Origin of the sequence: Leptospira langatensis (assembly GCF_004770615.1) — a bacterium.
GTDB classification, from domain to species: domain Bacteria; phylum Spirochaetota; class Leptospiria; order Leptospirales; family Leptospiraceae; genus Leptospira_B; species Leptospira_B langatensis.
On the sequence record NZ_RQER01000004.1, the window covers coordinates 735828 to 753162 of the forward strand.

Here is a 17335-nt window from a genome sequence, read left to right on the forward strand (position 1 = left end):
CTCCTTTGGAAAACTCATCATCTGCCTATTTTGAAAATCCTTTGTCAATCCCATTCTTGGGAGAAGGGACTAAACACTCAACACCGGTTCTCGATTCAATTCTTCTAATGTTTTGATAAGAAGATCAGGATCTTCCATTCTAAGAAGTTCTACTCGGATCGGTTGGATCTCTTCTCTGCCTTGCAAGTATCTCACTAAATGCTTTCTAAGAAGGGTGACTCCTAGTTTATCTCCGAAAGTCTCTCTCATCAATTGCAAATGATCGAAAGTAGTTGATAGGATTTCCGAAAATGATTGCTCTTCTCTTGTCTTATTGGAAAAGATCCAAGGATTTCCGATCGAATTCCTTCCCACCAAGACTCCATCTACTCCGGATTCATTCTTTCTTCGAACTGCATCTTCATAGGAAGAAACGTCCCCATTTCCGAAGATCGGGATCTTTCTTGCCGCTTTTATATCGGAGATCGCATCCCAGTCCGCTTTTCCGGAATATCCCATTTCTCTGGTCCGTCCGTGGACAGAAATCGCCATAGCACCGGATTCTTCCAAGATACGGGAGACTTCCATATAATTTCGAGAAGAATCATCCCAACCCAAACGGATCTTTGCGGTGACCGGGATATCGAGAGCCTTGCGCATCTCTTCTATTATTTTTCCTGCATATACAGGCTTCCGTAAGAGTCCTACTCCGGAACCTCGCATGGATACGTTTCGGGCTGGGCAACCCATATTCAGATCGATAATATCGGGATTTAATTCTCGAATTCGTTTGGCAGCTTCGACGATGACTTCAAGGCGATTCCCGAAGATCTGAAAAGTGATGGGTCTTTCTTCTTCACGAAATCTTAATAGAGATAATGCTTTTTTCGAACCTACTGCAAGACTATCAGTGGATACGAATTCAGTGTATGAAAAGGCGGAACCGTATCTTCTGGCCATGGTCCGAGTCGGACTGTCGCTGATCCCGGCCATGGGCGACATGGCCAACCAACCGGGAATCTCGACTGATCCGATCTGAATCATTTTTCCTTACTTTCTCGGATCACCGTAAAGTCTTGGACCTTATCGTTGTCTTTGATATCCACAACTCGTACTCCGACTGCGGTTCTTCCCATCTTGGAGATTTGGCTGGCCTCGGTTCGGATCACCATTCCTTGCTGAGTTACAAGTATAATCTCATCCTCTCCACCTACGGAGCCCACACCTACGGCGGCCCCGTTCTTTTCTCCTACTTTTAAGAAGGTCATCCCTTTCCCGCCACGTCCTTTGGTCCCGAACTCCTCGAAGCCCAAGCGCTTGCCGTAACCGTTCTCAGAGATAACAAAGATATCATCTCCTTCGACCACTTTAGAGAGCCCGACAATCGAATCGTCTGCAGATAAGCGCATTCCCGTCACACCCTGGGCAGTTCGTCCTTGCGCACGGATCAGATCCATTTCGATTCGGAGCGCTTGCCCGTTTGCGGAGAAGATCATGAAATCGTCTCCTTTCTCTACGGAAACGACTGCAATAAGCTCGTCGCCTTCTCTCAATCCTATGGCGATGATCCCTGATTTCTTTACATTCGAAAATTCTGATAATTCAACTCGCTTGATAAATCCTTTCTTGGTCACGAGAAGAAGATCCTTTTGTTTGTCTTCTGCTCTGAAAGTGAAGACAGCGGAAACATTTTCTCCTTCGCTCAGACCGATAATTGCTTTTAAGGATTTTCCGCGAGCCTCTTTGGAAGCTTGTGGAAGTTCATAAGCTTTCATCATATAGACTTTTCCGATATTGGAGAAGAACATCACGTTATCATGAGTCATAGCAGACTTCATGATCTTAACGACATCGTCTCTCTTCTGAGAAAGTCCTTGGATCCCTTTACCGCCTCTTCTCTGTCTCTTGAAAGTATCCAGAGGCAAACGTTTCACGAATTGATCGTAGGTTATCTGAATAACCATCTCTTCGTCAGCGATCAGATCTTCCGCATTGAAAGAAGAAGACTCGACGCTTTCTAAGCTGATCTCAGTCTTTCTCTTATTTCCAAACTTATCGGAAACTTCAGAAAGTTCCGTGCAAACGATGTCGGCAACTCTCTCCGGTTTAGCTAAGATATCCTTGTAATCCAAGATCATGAGTCTGACTTCTGCTAACTCATCGATGACTTTTTGTACTTCTAAGGAAGTAAGTCTCTGCAATCTCATTTCGAGGATCGCATCAGCCTGAACATCGGAGAGAACGAAGCGAGCCATCAATTGCTCTTTTGCTTCCGCTGCATTTTTAGAAGCACGGATGACCTTGATCACTTCTTCGATATTCTCTAAAGCGATCTTCAATCCTTCTAAAATATGAGCACGTTTTTCTGCCTTATCTAGATCGAATTGAGTTCTACGAACAATGACTTCTTTTCTATGAATGGAATAAGAAACCAGGATCTCTTTGATATTGAAGATCTTCGGTTTATTATCCAGGATCGCGAGCATGGTGATCCCGTAGCTGACCTGCAATTGGGTCAGTTTCAAAAGTTGGTTCAGGATTACCTGAGCATTTGCATCTTTTTTAATATGGATCTCTACTCGGATCCCTTTTCTGTTCGAAAGATCCAATATCTCGGAAACGCCTTCGATTTGTTTCTCGTTAACCAGTTCGCCGATCTTTTCCAGAAGAGTTCGCTTATTAACCTGGTAAGGGATCTCAGTGATGACAATGACTTCTCTTCCCTTCTTTGTTTCCTCGATCTCTACTTTAGAGCGGATACGAATAGAACCGCGACCTGTATGATACGCGGAGAGCAAACCTTCCCCGCCTATGATGATGCCACCTGTAGGAAAATCCGGACCAGGAATGATCTTTAATATTTCGGGGATCGTAATATCCGGGTTCTTGATCACTGCAACCACTGCTTCAATACATTCCGCCAAGTTGTGAGGAGGAATGTTCGTAGCCATTCCCACTGCAATCCCGGAAGAACCGTTTACTAATAGGTTCGGGAAATTTGCAGGAAGTACATCCGGTTGCTCTTTGGTATCATCGAAGTTCGGAGAGAAGTTTACGGTTTCCTTTTCGATATCCCGTAGCAGCTCCTCCGCAATCTTTTCGAGACGAGCCTCGGTGTATCGGTAAGCAGCAGGGTTATCGCCGTCGACAGATCCGAAATTCCCCTGTCCATCGATCAAAGGAACCCGCAGAGAGAAATCCTGGACCATACGAACTAATGCGTCGTATACAGCACTATCACCGTGAGGATGATAGTTACCGATCACCTCTCCCACGATCTTTGCGCATTTTACATAAGGACGATCGCTTCTCCATGCTCTTTCATTCATTGCATGAAGGATACGTCTATGAACAGGTTTTAAACCATCTCTTACGTCCGGAAGGGCCCGTCCTACGATCACGCTCATGGCGTAACCGAGATAGGCCTCTTTCATTTGATCCTCTATTTCGACCGGAATGACTCGGACACCGTTCTTGAGCGCCTCGCCTATATCCGGGCGAGAAGCAGGGCTGAACCCTAGGGTCTTTGTCTCGTTCTCCATCTCTTGGCTCATTCGATTTTAGAGCTCCCTATTTCTATCTTTCAAAGATCCAGGTTTGCGACTTTTGCCGCATTAATTTCGATGAATCTACGTCTAGGGACGACTTCATCTCCCATCAATATATTAAATGTATCTTCGGCTTCCACATAGTCGTCTAACTTCACTTTTAATACGACACGTTTTTCCGGATCCATGGTTGTTTCCCATAGTTGCTCCGGATTCATTTCCCCTAGACCTTTATAACGCTGGATGACAGCCTTTTCCGTTCCCAATGCTTTCATGTATTCGTCTTTCTCTTTATCCGAATACAAATAGGTTGCAGTCTTTCCATGACGGATCAGATAAAGAGGAGGTTGGGCCACATACAAAAACCCTTTTTCAATAACCGATTTCATGTAACGGAAGAAGAAGGTTAATAATAAAGTTCTAATATGCGATCCGTCAATATCCGCATCCGTCATGATAAAGATCTTGTGATAACGGATCTTATCCACGTTGAACTCGTCCTCACCAATCCCGGTCCCAAGGGCGGAAACCAAAGTTCGAATTTCTTCGTTTCCTAGGATCTTATCCAAACGGGATTTTTCAACGTTTAGGATCTTTCCTTTTAACGGAAGAATTGCCTGATAATTTCGATCTCTTCCTTGTTTAGCAGAACCGCCAGCGGAATCTCCCTCAACAATATAAAGTTCGGAAGCAGCAGGATCTTTTTCGGAACAGTCGGCAAGTTTACCAGGAAGACCGCCACCTTCGAGAACTGTTTTTCTGCGAGTTAGATCTCTTGCTTTACGAGCTGCTTCTCTAGCTTTAGCAGCTAATATACATTTTTCTAATATTTTCTTAGTAACCGTCGGGTTCTCTTCGAAGAAGAGAGAAAGACCTTCTCCCGTAAGAGTTTGCATGATCCCCTTGATCTCTGCGTTCACTAATTTTTCTTTCGTTTGAGAGTTGAACTGAGGCTGAGGGATTTTTACGGAAATGACCGCAGTAATTCCTTCTTTCAGGTCTTCCCCAGAAAGAGCCGCCTGTTTTTTGGAAAGCTGTTGGTCCTTCTTTAAGAAATCGTTAAGTGTTCTAGTAAGCGCGGCGCGGAAGCCTTCTAAGTGGGTTCCACCCAAGTTATTATTGATATTATTGGTAAAACAGAAGATATTCTCAGAATATGTATCGGAATATTGGATGGCGATCTCAGCGATCACATCATCTTTATTCCTTTCAAAGTGAATGGTCTTATGTAGTGGATGCTTATTCTCATTCAAGTATTCAACGAAAGAAACAATCCCGCCATCGAATAGGAATTCATGCTTTTCCGATTCGGATTTTCTCTTATCCTGAACGATCAATTTTAGCCCTTTATTTAAGAAGGCTAATTCCCTAAAGCGAGAGGTTAGGACGTCATACTGGAATTCTGTAGTAGTGAAGATGGTCGCATCCGGCTTAAACCGGACCACGGTGCCTCGGTCGGATGAATCTCCAATGACTTGGACCGGGCCTTGGGGTATCCCTCTGGAATACTTTTGCTGGTGGATCTTGCCGCTTTGGTACACTTCCACTTCCAGCCACTCGGAAAGGGCATTTACTACTGAAACCCCAACTCCGTGCAGACCACCTGATACCTTATACGCGTCGTTCTCGAACTTACCACCCGCGTGAAGAATGGTCATAACCACTTCGATTGTAGAGATATTTTTCTCCGGGTGAATGGCAGTAGGAATTCCCCTACCATTATCTTTCACTTCGATAACATTGTCAGGAAGAATAGAAATAATGATATCGGTACAATGACCGGCCATGGCCTCGTCGACGGAGTTGTCCACGACCTCATATACCATTTTATGGAGCCCGGTCTCATCCTGGGTTCCGATATACATTCCGGGACGCTTGCGTACGGCCTCTAAACCCTCTAGGATCTTGATCTGACCTGCACTGTAACTACTGTCTGGTTGGCTCATCCAGTCCTCCGGAATCTAGGAATAGTTTTCCTGAATTCCCTAGGGAGGCAAGGAAATTCGGTAAGAGTTTTAGAAAGAATATCCCTCGCTAAAGATATTCAATTAGCTCTAAAAGTCTTTTTTTGGCGATAGGATCGGTTTCTTTTTCAAGAAGAGAGATTAGGTCTTGTTTGCCGTCTAGACCAGTTTTGTCGACCGGTTGATAAGCTTGCTTTTGCTGTTTGCGAGATAGATTTCCGATACGAACTTCTACTTTCCGGACGGTATCTTTTCCCAGGTAACGTGCCGAATAACTTAGGATCCTTTTCTTTAAGAATAAGATCTCTTGTTTATATGCAGTATGAGAAGTTACTATGATTAAGACATCGCCCTGTATTGAATAGGGTTCGGATTGATTTGCATAAATAGGACCGATTATGTCCGCCCAACGTTTACTCAAGGTTTGGACAGCGATCCGATTCGAAAGACTTTCTTCAGAGAGTCCCAATTCTTCTAAGACCTTCTTGAATTCCTCAGTCTTGATCTTATGCATACCGGAACTATCTTTCATTGTGAGGAGTTACCAATCCATTTTTTACAAGAAAGATCTGTTTCTCGTCCTCTAATCTTCCCACATAATCAGAGATCCCTTCCAGGTCGGTCGTGGTAAAGAATGCTTGTCCAGAATTGAGTACCAGCTCCACGAAATATTCCCTTCTTTTTACATCTAATTCTCGGATCACATCATCAATGAGAAGAATGGGCGTTCTACCCAGTTTTCTTCTATAATACTCGAAAGCGGCAGCCTTTAAGGAAATTACAGTACTTCTTTTTTGGCCTTGGGAAGCGAAATCCATAATATCTCGACTATCTTCTCCTACAAAAAGATCGTCTCGGTGAATTCCTACAGAAGTATATCCGAGCTTCCTATCCCTAGCTAAATTTCGAGAAAGAGTTTGTTTGAAATCTTCTAAGTCTTGAAAGCTGGGTTTGTATTCTAGAATGAGTTGGTCCCTTCCCCCGCTAAGCTTTTTCAGATTTTCTTGATAGATGGGATCGAATTCGAGAATGAATTCCTTTCTTTTTCGGAAAAGGATCATACCCTTATCGATCAATCTTTGGTTCCAAACCTCATACAAACCAGCATCCGAAGAACCGGTTTTAAGAAGTGCATTCCGTTGTTTTAAAATTTTATTATATTCAATCAAATCTGCAAGATAAGAAGGATCTAAAGAAGAAAGTAAACTATCCAGGAATCTTCGTCTTTCTACCGGTCCACCTTCTACGATGACCAGATCCAAAGGAGTCATTAAAACGCTTAAAAATTTTCCGACTAATTCGGATCTTCTTTTGACTTCTTCCTGATTGAATTTAAGTTTACGGCGGCTGACAGGCTTTTTAGAAAAACCTAATTCATAGATCTCCTTTTTATGATCTCTTTCTACTTCGCCTTTGATATAGTAACCGTCGGAATCCCAACGGATAAGATTTGCTTCTTCCGATTCCCTAAAACTTTTTAGCCAGGAGATCATAGAGATAGCTTCTAAGAGATTGGTCTTTCCTTCTCCATTTTCCCCCACAAAGAAAATAAGCCTGGAATGGAACTCCAGGCTTATCTGTTCGTGGTTTCTAAAGTTGAGAAGCCTCAGGCTTCGTAAAAACACGATTCTCTCTTTTAAATTTTCATCGGCATGATGACCGATATAAAGTCAGGATCAGAAGGATCCCTAAACACTACCGGAGAACTTGAATCACTGAACTCGATCCTAAATTCGTTATCATCGATAGACTTGAATACGTCGGAAAGATATTCGCCCTTAAACGCTACAGTAATCTCTTCGCCGGAGTATTCGATCGGCATATTGATGCTGACTTCGTTCACTCCTTGCGTCTGTGCATAGAAGTTCAGATTTCCTTTAGCAAAAGTTAATCTAATCTGACGAGTAGGCTCTTCTGCAGCGATCAATGCTTGGCGTAAATAGATCTGGAATCCTTCCTTAGGAATCACTGCACTATATTTAGAACTCTTAGGAATTACCTGTTCATAGTTCGGGAAGTTCCCTTCTATTAATTTACATAGAAGCTCGATCTGATTTGCATTAACATAGATCTGATTATCTATGATACCGATCTTTCCTGTTTCGGCAGTTCCGATCATCTTAGAGATCTCACGGATCGCTTTTGAAGGAATGATCACCGAATCTTTAAACTTCAAAGAAGAAGTGAGAGGTCTTTCTATCTTACAGAGTCTTCGACCATCGGTGACAGCGAATACGAGCTTGTCTCCTTTAGGGACCATATAAAGTCCGTTAAAGATATAACGTTGGTCTTCGTGAGCGATCGCATAAGAAGTCTTGCGGATCATCTCTGCAAACATAGAGGTTGGAAAATCGGAAATCAATGAAGGATCCACTTTAGGGATCGTCTTGATCTCTTCTGCATCCATTCCGTTCAGTTTATTCTTATAATCGTTCTTCTTAGTTGCATCTGTAATATAAGTGATGTTGGAATCCGAATCGGAATCCTCAGTAGATAACAAAGCCTCTTCGAAGTGGATCGTTTTAAAGATACTGGAAAGTTGTTTTGCCGGTAAGGAAATATTTCCAGGCTTATCTATATTAGCATTTAAAGATGTTTTAATGGATATCTCTAAGTCCGTCGCGGAAATAGATACGGAAGAATCTTCCGCCTCCAATTTTAAATTGGAAAGAACGGATCGAATTTCCCTAGCAGAGATAACTCCTTCTACAGCGTGGATCGCTTTTAGAAATTCAGATGTGTTCACTTTGATCTTCAATTTACTTTCTCCATTATTAATGAATGGTCTAGATATATATTTCTTATATGTACTGTCGTTGTACTTGTACCTGTAAGTATGTAGATAAGAGGCATAATCCTTTAGATAAAGGAAATATGTCGCATTTATATTGAAAAGTACAATTTCCAGGAACCGGAAAAAACTCCTGTGTATCTGTTATGTTAACAACATATTTCAGATTCTATAAGGGACAATAATTTGTCCTTATGTCTTATACAGATGTTATGAATACTCGATGAACTAGATATTTACATCTTATATTCAGATCTATGTCGTATGAAAGAAAGATCTGTAAATGGGTTTTCTTATTGGAAACGGAATCGATTTAGAATTTCTTCCACTTTAATGGAAAAATCTTTATCTTCTTTGATCTTCTTTTCTATGTTTCGAACGCCGTGGATAACTGTGGTATGTTCGCTGCTGAACATCCGGCCAACCTGACTTTTGTTCAGACGGAATCCAATATGCAATACATACATGCAAAGATGACGGGGAATAACGTATTCCGGCTTGCGGCTTTTTCCCATCACCTCTTTCGGATCCAATTGATACAAAGCGGAGATATGTTCGATCACCTTGTCTTGGCTGAGTTGGAAGTTCTTTTTACGGAAGATCCTGTTCTTTAGGATCTCTTCTATCATTGCGCTTGTGAAGAATAAATGAGAGAAGGCCCGTTTATGAAGAGCTAGATCGTTTAAAGCCCCGAGCAATGCTCTAGTATCATCTTCGATCAGATCGGCGATCAAGGCTATGTGTTCATTGGAAAGACCAAGATTTAGGATCTGGCAGTTCTTCTCCAAGATCCCGATGCGAATCTCTCGATCCGGGACTTGGATATCTGCTTGGACTCCCGTTACGAATCTGGATTTCAATCGGTCATGCAATGGGAGTTCCGAACTAGGACGATCGGAAGCGATCACGATCTGTCTTTTTCTTTCGAATAAGAAGTTGAAGATGGTAAAGAATTCTTCCTGGGTCTTTTCCGCTCCTGTGTTCAAGAGTTGGATATCATCGATCAAGAGACAGTTGTACGATTGGTACTTAATTTTAAAAGATTCAATGGAATCCCTGGATTGAAGAGCGAATAAAAACTCGCTCATAAAGGATTTGATATCCACATAATGGACCGTCTTCCAAGGTTCTTTCTTTAAGATCTCCGCCCCGATGGCATGAAGTAGATGGGTCTTGCCCACTCCTACTTTTCCAAATAAGTAAAGAGGATTGATCTCCGCTGGATTCTTAACACATTCTGTAGCAGCGCTGAACGCCAAGCGGTTCGTACTTCCTACAATAAAATTATCAAACGTATAATCTTGATTAAAAGAATAAGAACGATCTTTAAAGTTTTCCTTTAAGACCTGTTTTAAATTAGAAGGAGATTCAAGTACGATCTCTACAGGAACACGATTGCCGCTAGCGCGAAAGATAGCTTCTTCGATATAATTTTGGTACTTCTTCTCCACATGTGTTTTGATATTAGAAGAAGGGGCTATAAGAATACAACGATCGTCCGTAAGACTCTCTAATTGCAGGATATGTATAAACTTATCGAAGTAAGTAGGAGGAATTTCCTTGGAAACTTCCTCTAATACACGTTGCCAGCTAGGGTCCAAGGAACACTCCAAATAAAAAATTCAAAACGCAACGATGACAAATCGATAATCGATTACCATTTGTCTCGGAAAATAGATAAAACTGAAGTGGAAAACGATCAGCGAGATCGTTCGACGAGATTACACTATTTTTCTTCAGTTGGTCACCTACAAATGAAAATTCGGAAATCAAAGAAGAAACCTGAGGAAAAACAAATGGGATTGGTGATAGATAAATCATTATGTCTCTTACTTATTTAAGTAGATTTTTGTAATGATTAATCGTTGTTATGCGAACTAATGCACTAAAGGACGGCTATGTAGTGAGTGGGATTCTTATTTTTGTTCTAGTAGAGCCAGTTCATGAATGAGTAATGAGAGAGAAATATTCTCTTGGCCATGTATTTTCTCATGCAATTTCTCTTTGAAGCGAAAGACTGCTTCCATCTTAGGAAGATTGGATTCGAAGTCCCTTTTGGAATACTCTTGCAATAGGAATAGACCGACTAGATCCAGAAAGTCTTTGAAAGAAAAGTCTTCCTGCCAATCCGGATGATCATCCTTGTACGCCAAGATCCATTCTTCTAAACGAAGATAGTCCAATGGTTGTCTAAGGTTTCCGTCGATCTTTTGCGAGATCTGTTCCAGGACTTGCGGTGGACAATCGAAGGGATCCATGCTTCCACCTTGGGCCGCAATGTATGTTAACGAATTCTTATTATATAGATCCTTGACTATCGCTTGGGGCAAGTACCCAAAAGGAATACAGACCGCTCTACTGATGATGGTTTCTTTTAGCTGATCCAAGTTGGTTGTTATAAAGATGAATCGTGTAAAAGAAGGAGCTTCCTCTAAGGATTTTAATAAAGCAGTCTCCGCTTCGTTTCCAATAAGAGAAGCGTCCGGTATTACGATGAATCTTACTTTAGATAGATGAGGTCTGTAGTAGAGCCTGGTTCGGATCAACCATCGGATGGTAAACTCTTCAGGGTTATCTTCTTTTCCGATTGCGATCTGTTTGTTCTTTTCGAGAGGGAACCAGACTATATCAGGATGGGATTGGTGCATGAATGCACGGCAAGAAACACAGTGTCCGCAAGAAGTTCCTTCGATACAGAGAACATGTCGGATAAATCTTTCGACTGCGGATTCTTTCCCTGTTCCTTCAGGTCCGTGAAAGATGAGAAGGGGAGGCAATAGCTCCGGCTGAGAGCTGTACTTTTTTAAGAATACTAAGGCTCTCTCTTGTCCTTTGATTTCATCGATCCCGAATGAGGAAGACATGCTCTCTCTTATCAAGGATCAATAAATAGGAGTCAACCAGTGTTTGTAATTCGGATTCTTTCCGATCACTAGATCGAAGAAAGTAGATTGGAGTTTCTTTGTCATCGGACCCATCTCTCCACTTCCGATCTTTCTCTTGTCTACTTCGCTGACCCAAGCGATCTGCACCCCTGTTCCGGAGAAGAAGATCTCATCCGCTATATAAAGTTCACTACGAGTGATATCTCTTTCGATTACTTCGTAACCAAGATCTTTCGCAAGCTGAAGAACGGAACGTCTTGTAATCCCTTCTAACAAAGAAGAAGAAATAGAAGGAGTGATGATCTTGCCGTCTCTTACTAAGAAGATATTCTCCGCAGAGCCTTCGCTCACGAAACCTCTTCCATCTAAGAAGATGGCTTCATCGTATCCGTTCTGAACTGCTTCCGATTTTGCAAGTGCAGAGTTTACATAGCCGCCTGAAACTTTAGAGAGAGTAGGGATGACTGTGTCGTCGAACCTTCTCCAACTAGAGACCATTGTGGTAAGCCCACGCTTTGTGTCTAAGTAGTCGTCCAATTCCAATACATAGATAGCAAGTTCGGTTGGAACATCATGGAATCTCGGAGATAATTGAAGAGCCGATGTATAAATGAAAGGTCTAAGATAAACATTTCTCCTATAGCCGGACTGCTTTAGGAGCTCTATCGTTATGTCTCGAAGTTCTTCCGGAGTCTTGGTGAACTGCAGTTGCATGATACGAGTTGAGTTTACCAATCTTTTATAATGATCTAAGATACGAAAGACGTAGAGGTTCTCGGTCTTCTCATCGTAGTAACCACGGATCCCACCGAAGACGGTTGTTCCGTATTGAAGAGCGTGAGTCTTGATATTGATGTTTGCTTCGGACTCGGGGACTATTTTTCCTTCGAAGTAAGAGAGTTTCTTGATGGATTCGGGCATGTACAGGGAACCTGAAAGTGATACTATGTATTACATGATTCTAAGGACAGGCTCTATTGTCGACTAATGATCTGCTGATCATTCGAGCTTGTCCGAGAGTCGAAAGGATGTAATGACTTCTTCTTTTTTTCCAAATCGTTTTGATTGTGTGGTGGTGGGTGCGGGTCATGCAGGATCCGAAGCAGCCTATGTCTCATCGATCGGCGGCGCCAAAACTTTACTGATCACAATGAACTTAGATACGATCGGACAAATGTCCTGCAACCCTGCGATCGGTGGGATTGCGAAAGGGCATATGGTGAGAGAAGTAGATGCACTCGGTGGACTTATGGGTAAGGTCATCGATGCAACAGGTATTCAATTCAAGATGTTGAATACTTCTAAGGGCCCGAGTGTTTGGGCGCCTCGTGCACAAGCTGAGAAGAAAGAATACCAACTCAAAGTAAAACATACCTTGGAATCGATACAAAACCTTTCGATCAGACAGGATACAGTTGAAGATCTTATCATAGAAGATGATAGGATTGTTGGGATCCGTACCGGAAGAGGGTTCGAGATCTTCACGAACCATGTGATCTTAACCACAGGTACTTTTCTGTCTTCTATCGTTCATATAGGAACCTTTCAAAAAGAGAACGGACGCTTCGGCGAACCGACTGTAAAAGGACTCTCTCATTCCTTAGCGAAGTACAATCTGAAATTAGGAAGATTGAAAACAGGAACTCCTCCTCGCATCCATATGAACTCAGTAGACCTTTCAGTGATGAGCTTGCAAGAAGGGGATCCGGATCCTTCTCCTTTCTCTTTCTCGACGAAGAAGATCACTCGAAAACAGATCCCTTGCTATATTACTTACACGAATGAAAAAACTCATCAGATCATAAACGAGAACATTCATCTTTCCCCTATGTATTCAGGTCAGATCAAGTCGACCGGTCCTCGCTATTGTCCTTCTATCGAAGATAAGATCGTTCGCTTTGCGGATAGAGAGAGACATCAGATCTTTTTGGAACCCGAAGGATATGAAACGCAAGAGGTCTACTTGAACGGAGTCTCCACTAGCTTGCCGGAAGAAGTACAATGGAGGTTGGTTCGTTCTATTGCTGGCTTAGAGAATGCAGAGATACTAAGACCTGGATACGCAATTGAGTACGATTATGTAGATCCTACAGAGTTGAAACCTACTCTAGAAACGAAAAAGATCAAGGGCCTATATCATGCTGGCCAGATCAACGGTACCACAGGCTACGAAGAAGCTGCAGCTCAAGGATTGGTCGCTGCTTATAGTGTTCTTTCTTCCTTAAGAGGAGAAGAGCCCATGTTATTTTCTCGCGGAGAATCTTATATCGGAGTTCTTGTCGACGACCTAGTTCATAAAGGCGTGGAAGATCCATATAGAATGTTTACTTCTCGTGCCGAACATAGATTGCTGCTTCGCCAAGACAATGCGGACCAGAGATTAATGAAGTATGGATATAAGATGGGCATTGTTTCAGAGGAAACATTCTCTGAAATGACGACTCGCTATCAGAAGATTGCAGAGGTAAAAGAGAAAATTCAATCTGTTCCTCTTAAGCCTCTTCCTGAGTTTGAAGCTTTATTGGAAAGAAAAGGAATTCAATCCTTGAAGTACGGTGCGAAGCTGGATTCTTTCTTGAAGCGACCTGAGATCTCTTTCGAAGATATCCATTTCCTTCTTCCTGAGTCGGAAACTTTAAACGCACAAGATCGCAAAGTGATCGAGATGGAGATCAAGTACGAAGGGTATATTAAGAGAGAACAAGACACGATCGATTGGAAGAATCGATATCTTACTACTCCTATTCCTGAGTCCATTGACTATGCTCTCGTTCCTGGTATTAAGAAGGAAGCGATCCAAAAGTTAACAAAACATCGACCTTTGAATTTGGAAAAGGCATCCCAGATCTCGGGTGTAGATCCGAGCGATATCGACATGTTGCTTTTCTATATTAAAGGAAGAAAGCCGTCCGGTTTGAGAGGGCCCCGCCCTTGTTGGGCCGAGCTACACGTGTGAATTTGTTCATAGCTTTCGATTCTAACTGAGTTTGATCATTGGAGATATTACTCGTTTGATCTCGCATAAGCGCGATCACCGACTCTCCTTCGGAGGTCGTTTTCTCGCTCCTATTGTCGCTGCGAAAGAGGCCGGTGCGGTGGTACCCGCTTTCTCTATCACAAAAATTTCAATCGATCAAGTGACAAAAAACCGCAAGTTCCGCGTGGGAACTCTTGAGTTCCCACGAAGCAAAGTTCCCACATCAAAAACATTGAATCCTTTAATCGCTCCGTTTCACGTGAAACGTTTCAAGCCTGTCATAGTCTTGAAGTGACCATACTCAATGATGGAACGAGTCTTCCTACTGAGGGCGAGCGCATAGGACCTTGATCATTCACCGAAAACCGAAACTTATAATCTACCGTTTCACATGAAACGCTCATTCGTGAGTACTTAATAAGATGAGATTATTCAAATGAGGCTAGTTAGTGTAGGGCAACATCGCTTGGGTGAATCGTTTCGGGTGCTCTCGAAACAAGTGGACTTAGAAACTAGACGTTCCCTTGAACAATCATGAAAGAAGAGTCAAGTCTCCAAGTTTTCCATGACGATGAACCATCTATTCAACGTCGAGAGCCTTCAGAACTTCTCCCGACGTTTCACGTGAAACAACGGACTATTTTCCGTAGACTAACTCGTGAGTCTTTTCGACAGCCCAAGTGTCTCCTTGCTTGATCATGTATGTGAACTGTTGTAGGCGATTATTCTTATCCCAAAGAAGTCGGTTCATTCTTTCGATGGTACCTTGTACATTCATTCTGCTCAGAAGTTTTCCCTTCTCATCGAAAGTTAGCACAGTAGAAGCGGCTTGCTGCTTGTCTTCATTATATATGTTCTGCTGATAGAGACCGGGCTTGTTCGGATCCTTTACGATATTAAATCTTTCTGTCAGTTTTGTATCGGCCCATTCTGTTTGCGCTTCTTTGATGAGCCCGTTTTCCCCCCAAGAAAGGATCGCACATTTCAAGATCATCTTACCAGTTTGGTCCTGAAGTTCTACTGTAGATAAGGAACCCGAGTTATCATACTGGAATAGTTTCACTTCAAGATTGATCCCTTCTTTATTATAGAGTTCTTCTCTAGTAACTCGTCCGTCTTTGTATAGAAACTTAGTATAACCGTCGGGCTTTCCATCCGCTCCGATGTAGTTCTCTTTCACCAATTTTCCGGATTCATCATACTCATATTTCGCAGAATATATGATCTTCCCTTTAGAATCTTTTACGACCTCTTGAGAAGGACCGCCTTTTTCGAATCCGAGAACTACTCGATCCATATGGGACCACTTTCCAGGAGTAAATGAGTAAATCGAAGTAACAGAAAGCAATATTGAAGTAAGAAGAACTAGCCTAAACATGAAAGACCTCATACTAGACATCGACTATTTGCTGGAAAGGTTAAGAGTCTTTTTGCGGAATTTACGACTGCTGCTTCGGGTGTTTGATAGAAATAGAATATTAGATTTTCTTTTGAACCGCTTTAAGTATCTGAAAGATTCCTGAAACTTCATCTGAACGAGATCCAAATCCCAAACTGTCTCTAGAAATTATACCACGAGTGATCCTATGGAAAAGGAAAACTCCTTGCCGAAGCACAAAGAGAGAATAATTTTCAACGGACCTCTAAGCCGAATGCCCTAGCTCCTTCTAACTAAGATGCGAGCCAGTATGTGAAACCGGTCCTTAAAAATAGATACGTGGAGAGGAACTATGTCCCTCAAAAGAATAGGAATCGCTTTGGGTGCCCTACTTGCGATTTTCATTTTATATACGATTGCCTTCACTGAGAGAGGCATCGACCCAATTACTCCGACAAGTACGGCTCCCGATGTGGATTATTCCGCATTGAGCGAGGAAGCTGCCAAAGATCTTCAGGCGTATATTCGCATCGCAACTGTAAGAAGCAGGGAGAAGGAAGGAGCTCTATTTCTAAAATCTATTTTAGATAAACGTGGAATTCCTTCTAAGCTATTCGAGTATCCAGGCAAACCGGACCGAGTCTCTATCCTCGCGGAAATCAAGGGTAAGGATCCGAGCAAAGAAGGATTGATACTCACGAGTCATATCGATGTTGTCGAAGCGGATCCGAAGGAATGGGAAGAACCTCCTTTTGCTGGAATCAGAAAAGGGGATCGTATCTTCGGAAGAGGAGCAGTGGATGTAAAAGGTTTAGGCATCATGGAACTCTATGCGTTTCTTCTAATCCATGAGAAGAAGATCCCGTTAGAGAGAAATCTAATGTTCCTTGCAGTTGCCGACGAAGAAAGTAGATCCATACATGGGACTCGCTTCTTAATTGAGAAGCACAGAGAGATATTCAACGGATATGAATATGTTTTGAATGAAGGCGGCACTGGATCTAGAGACATAGCCATCCAAGGTTCTAAAGTATTCAATATCCAACATGCAGAGAAGGGAGCAGTCTGGTTAGACGTAAAGGCAAAAGCGAATTCAGGCCACGGAAGTACTCCTCCAGTTACCTACGCCGCTAAGTCCATGGTGGATTTCTTACAAGATGTACAAAGCCTGGGTAACAAAACCATGATCAAGGATGAGACTGCTGCTTTCTTTTATGCTCTAGGTGGGATCAGTCCTTTTCCAAACTCATTCGTCCTAAAGAGATCTAGAAACCCTCTCTTATTTATGATCTTAAAGGGAGTGATCAACTCGAACCGACATCTTCGTGCGATGACCCGCAATACTGTTAGTATCACAGGCGTCGATAGTCATCCGATCGGGATCAATGTGATTACTTCAGAGACTGTAGGCTCTTTGGACATACGCATCTTACCGGGACAAGATGAGAAGAAGATCCTAGAAGAAGTAAAAGCAATCGGTGCAAAGCATGGAGTAGAAGTAAACGCTAGACATTTGGAGGCGGGAACCATCTCTCCTATGGATGGCTTGTTGTTCAGAGTTCTCGCAGGAATAACAACTTCTGTCGAGCCTGGTTCGATCGCGGCCCCATTTCTCTCCCCAGGGACTACTGACAGTTCTTATATGAGACAGATAGGATTAAAATGCTACGGTCTTATCCCAGCTTTACTTTCCTCAGAAGAGATAGATGGGATCCATGGTAAGAACGAGAGCATGACCGTAGGCCAGTTAAAAACTGGAATAGAGATCTTGTTTAAGTCTGTCATAGAATACAATCATCAAGTACAAAAGTAG

Annotated in this window: 12 protein-coding genes; 2 read left to right on the forward strand and 10 right to left on the reverse strand. The window is 42.5% G+C overall.

The genetic code is table 11. The features are described 5' to 3' along the window. Window positions 1–69 precede the first annotated feature (69 nt). From dusB to EHO57_RS07640, 9 genes are all read right to left on the reverse strand, one after another. The gene (gene dusB / locus EHO57_RS07600) at window positions 70–1023 is read right to left on the reverse strand and encodes a tRNA dihydrouridine synthase DusB (protein ID WP_135644389.1); all 954 of its coding nucleotides are present in this window, start codon (window positions 1021–1023) and stop codon (window positions 70–72) included. Beyond that, the gene (gyrA, locus tag EHO57_RS07605; protein ID WP_135644391.1) at window positions 1020–3533 is read right to left on the reverse strand and encodes a DNA gyrase subunit A; all 2514 of its coding nucleotides are present in this window, start codon (window positions 3531–3533) and stop codon (window positions 1020–1022) included. Before gyrA ends, dusB begins: the two co-directional genes overlap by 4 nt. Before the next feature lie 29 nt (window positions 3534–3562). Next, window positions 3563–5473: a DNA topoisomerase (ATP-hydrolyzing) subunit B gene (gene gyrB, locus EHO57_RS07610; protein ID WP_135644393.1), complete on the reverse strand. Its 1911-nt coding sequence runs from the start codon at window positions 5471–5473 to the stop codon at window positions 3563–3565. Window positions 5474–5561: 88 nt separating this feature from the next. Further along, the gene (locus EHO57_RS07615) at window positions 5562–6023 is read right to left on the reverse strand and encodes a DciA family protein (protein WP_135644395.1); all 462 of its coding nucleotides are present in this window, start codon (window positions 6021–6023) and stop codon (window positions 5562–5564) included. Further along, window positions 6013–7116 (reverse strand): DNA replication/repair protein RecF, encoded by a 1104-nt coding sequence (recF, locus tag EHO57_RS07620; RefSeq protein ID WP_135644397.1) that lies wholly within the window; start codon window positions 7114–7116, stop codon window positions 6013–6015. The genes EHO57_RS07615 and recF overlap by 11 nt, the downstream gene beginning before the upstream one ends. A gap of 11 nt (window positions 7117–7127) precedes the next feature. Continuing rightward, window positions 7128–8249, reverse strand: coding sequence for a DNA polymerase III subunit beta (gene dnaN / locus EHO57_RS07625; protein ID WP_135644399.1), 1122 nt, complete (start codon window positions 8247–8249; stop codon window positions 7128–7130). Window positions 8250–8575: 326 nt separating this feature from the next. Beyond that, a complete protein-coding gene (gene dnaA, locus EHO57_RS07630) occupies window positions 8576–9883 on the reverse strand; it encodes a chromosomal replication initiator protein DnaA (RefSeq protein ID WP_135644401.1) in 1308 nt (435 codons plus the stop codon). Between the two features lie 315 nt (window positions 9884–10198). After that, window positions 10199–11146 carry a hypothetical protein gene (locus EHO57_RS07635; protein ID WP_135644403.1) on the reverse strand — a complete coding sequence of 316 codons (948 nt, stop codon included), beginning with the start codon at window positions 11144–11146 and terminating at the stop codon, window positions 10199–10201. An 18-nt stretch (window positions 11147–11164) separates the two neighbouring features. Continuing rightward, window positions 11165–12088, reverse strand: coding sequence for a branched-chain amino acid transaminase (locus tag EHO57_RS07640; RefSeq protein ID WP_135644405.1), 924 nt, complete (start codon window positions 12086–12088; stop codon window positions 11165–11167). Between the two features lie 112 nt (window positions 12089–12200). Between EHO57_RS07640 and mnmG the strand changes: the two genes are divergently transcribed. Continuing rightward, entirely contained in the window at window positions 12201–14123 is a 1923-nt protein-coding gene (gene mnmG, locus EHO57_RS07645) for a tRNA uridine-5-carboxymethylaminomethyl(34) synthesis enzyme MnmG (protein ID WP_135644407.1), read from the forward strand. A 658-nt stretch (window positions 14124–14781) separates the two neighbouring features. Here the strand turns inward: mnmG and EHO57_RS07650 are convergent. Continuing rightward, window positions 14782–15441 (reverse strand): hypothetical protein, encoded by a 660-nt coding sequence (locus tag EHO57_RS07650; protein WP_425460770.1) that lies wholly within the window; start codon window positions 15439–15441, stop codon window positions 14782–14784. A 433-nt stretch (window positions 15442–15874) separates the two neighbouring features. Here EHO57_RS07650 and EHO57_RS07655 point away from each other — a divergent pair, with 433 nt between their 5' ends. Then, a complete protein-coding gene (locus tag EHO57_RS07655) occupies window positions 15875–17335 on the forward strand; it encodes a M20/M25/M40 family metallo-hydrolase (RefSeq protein ID WP_135644411.1) in 1461 nt (486 codons plus the stop codon).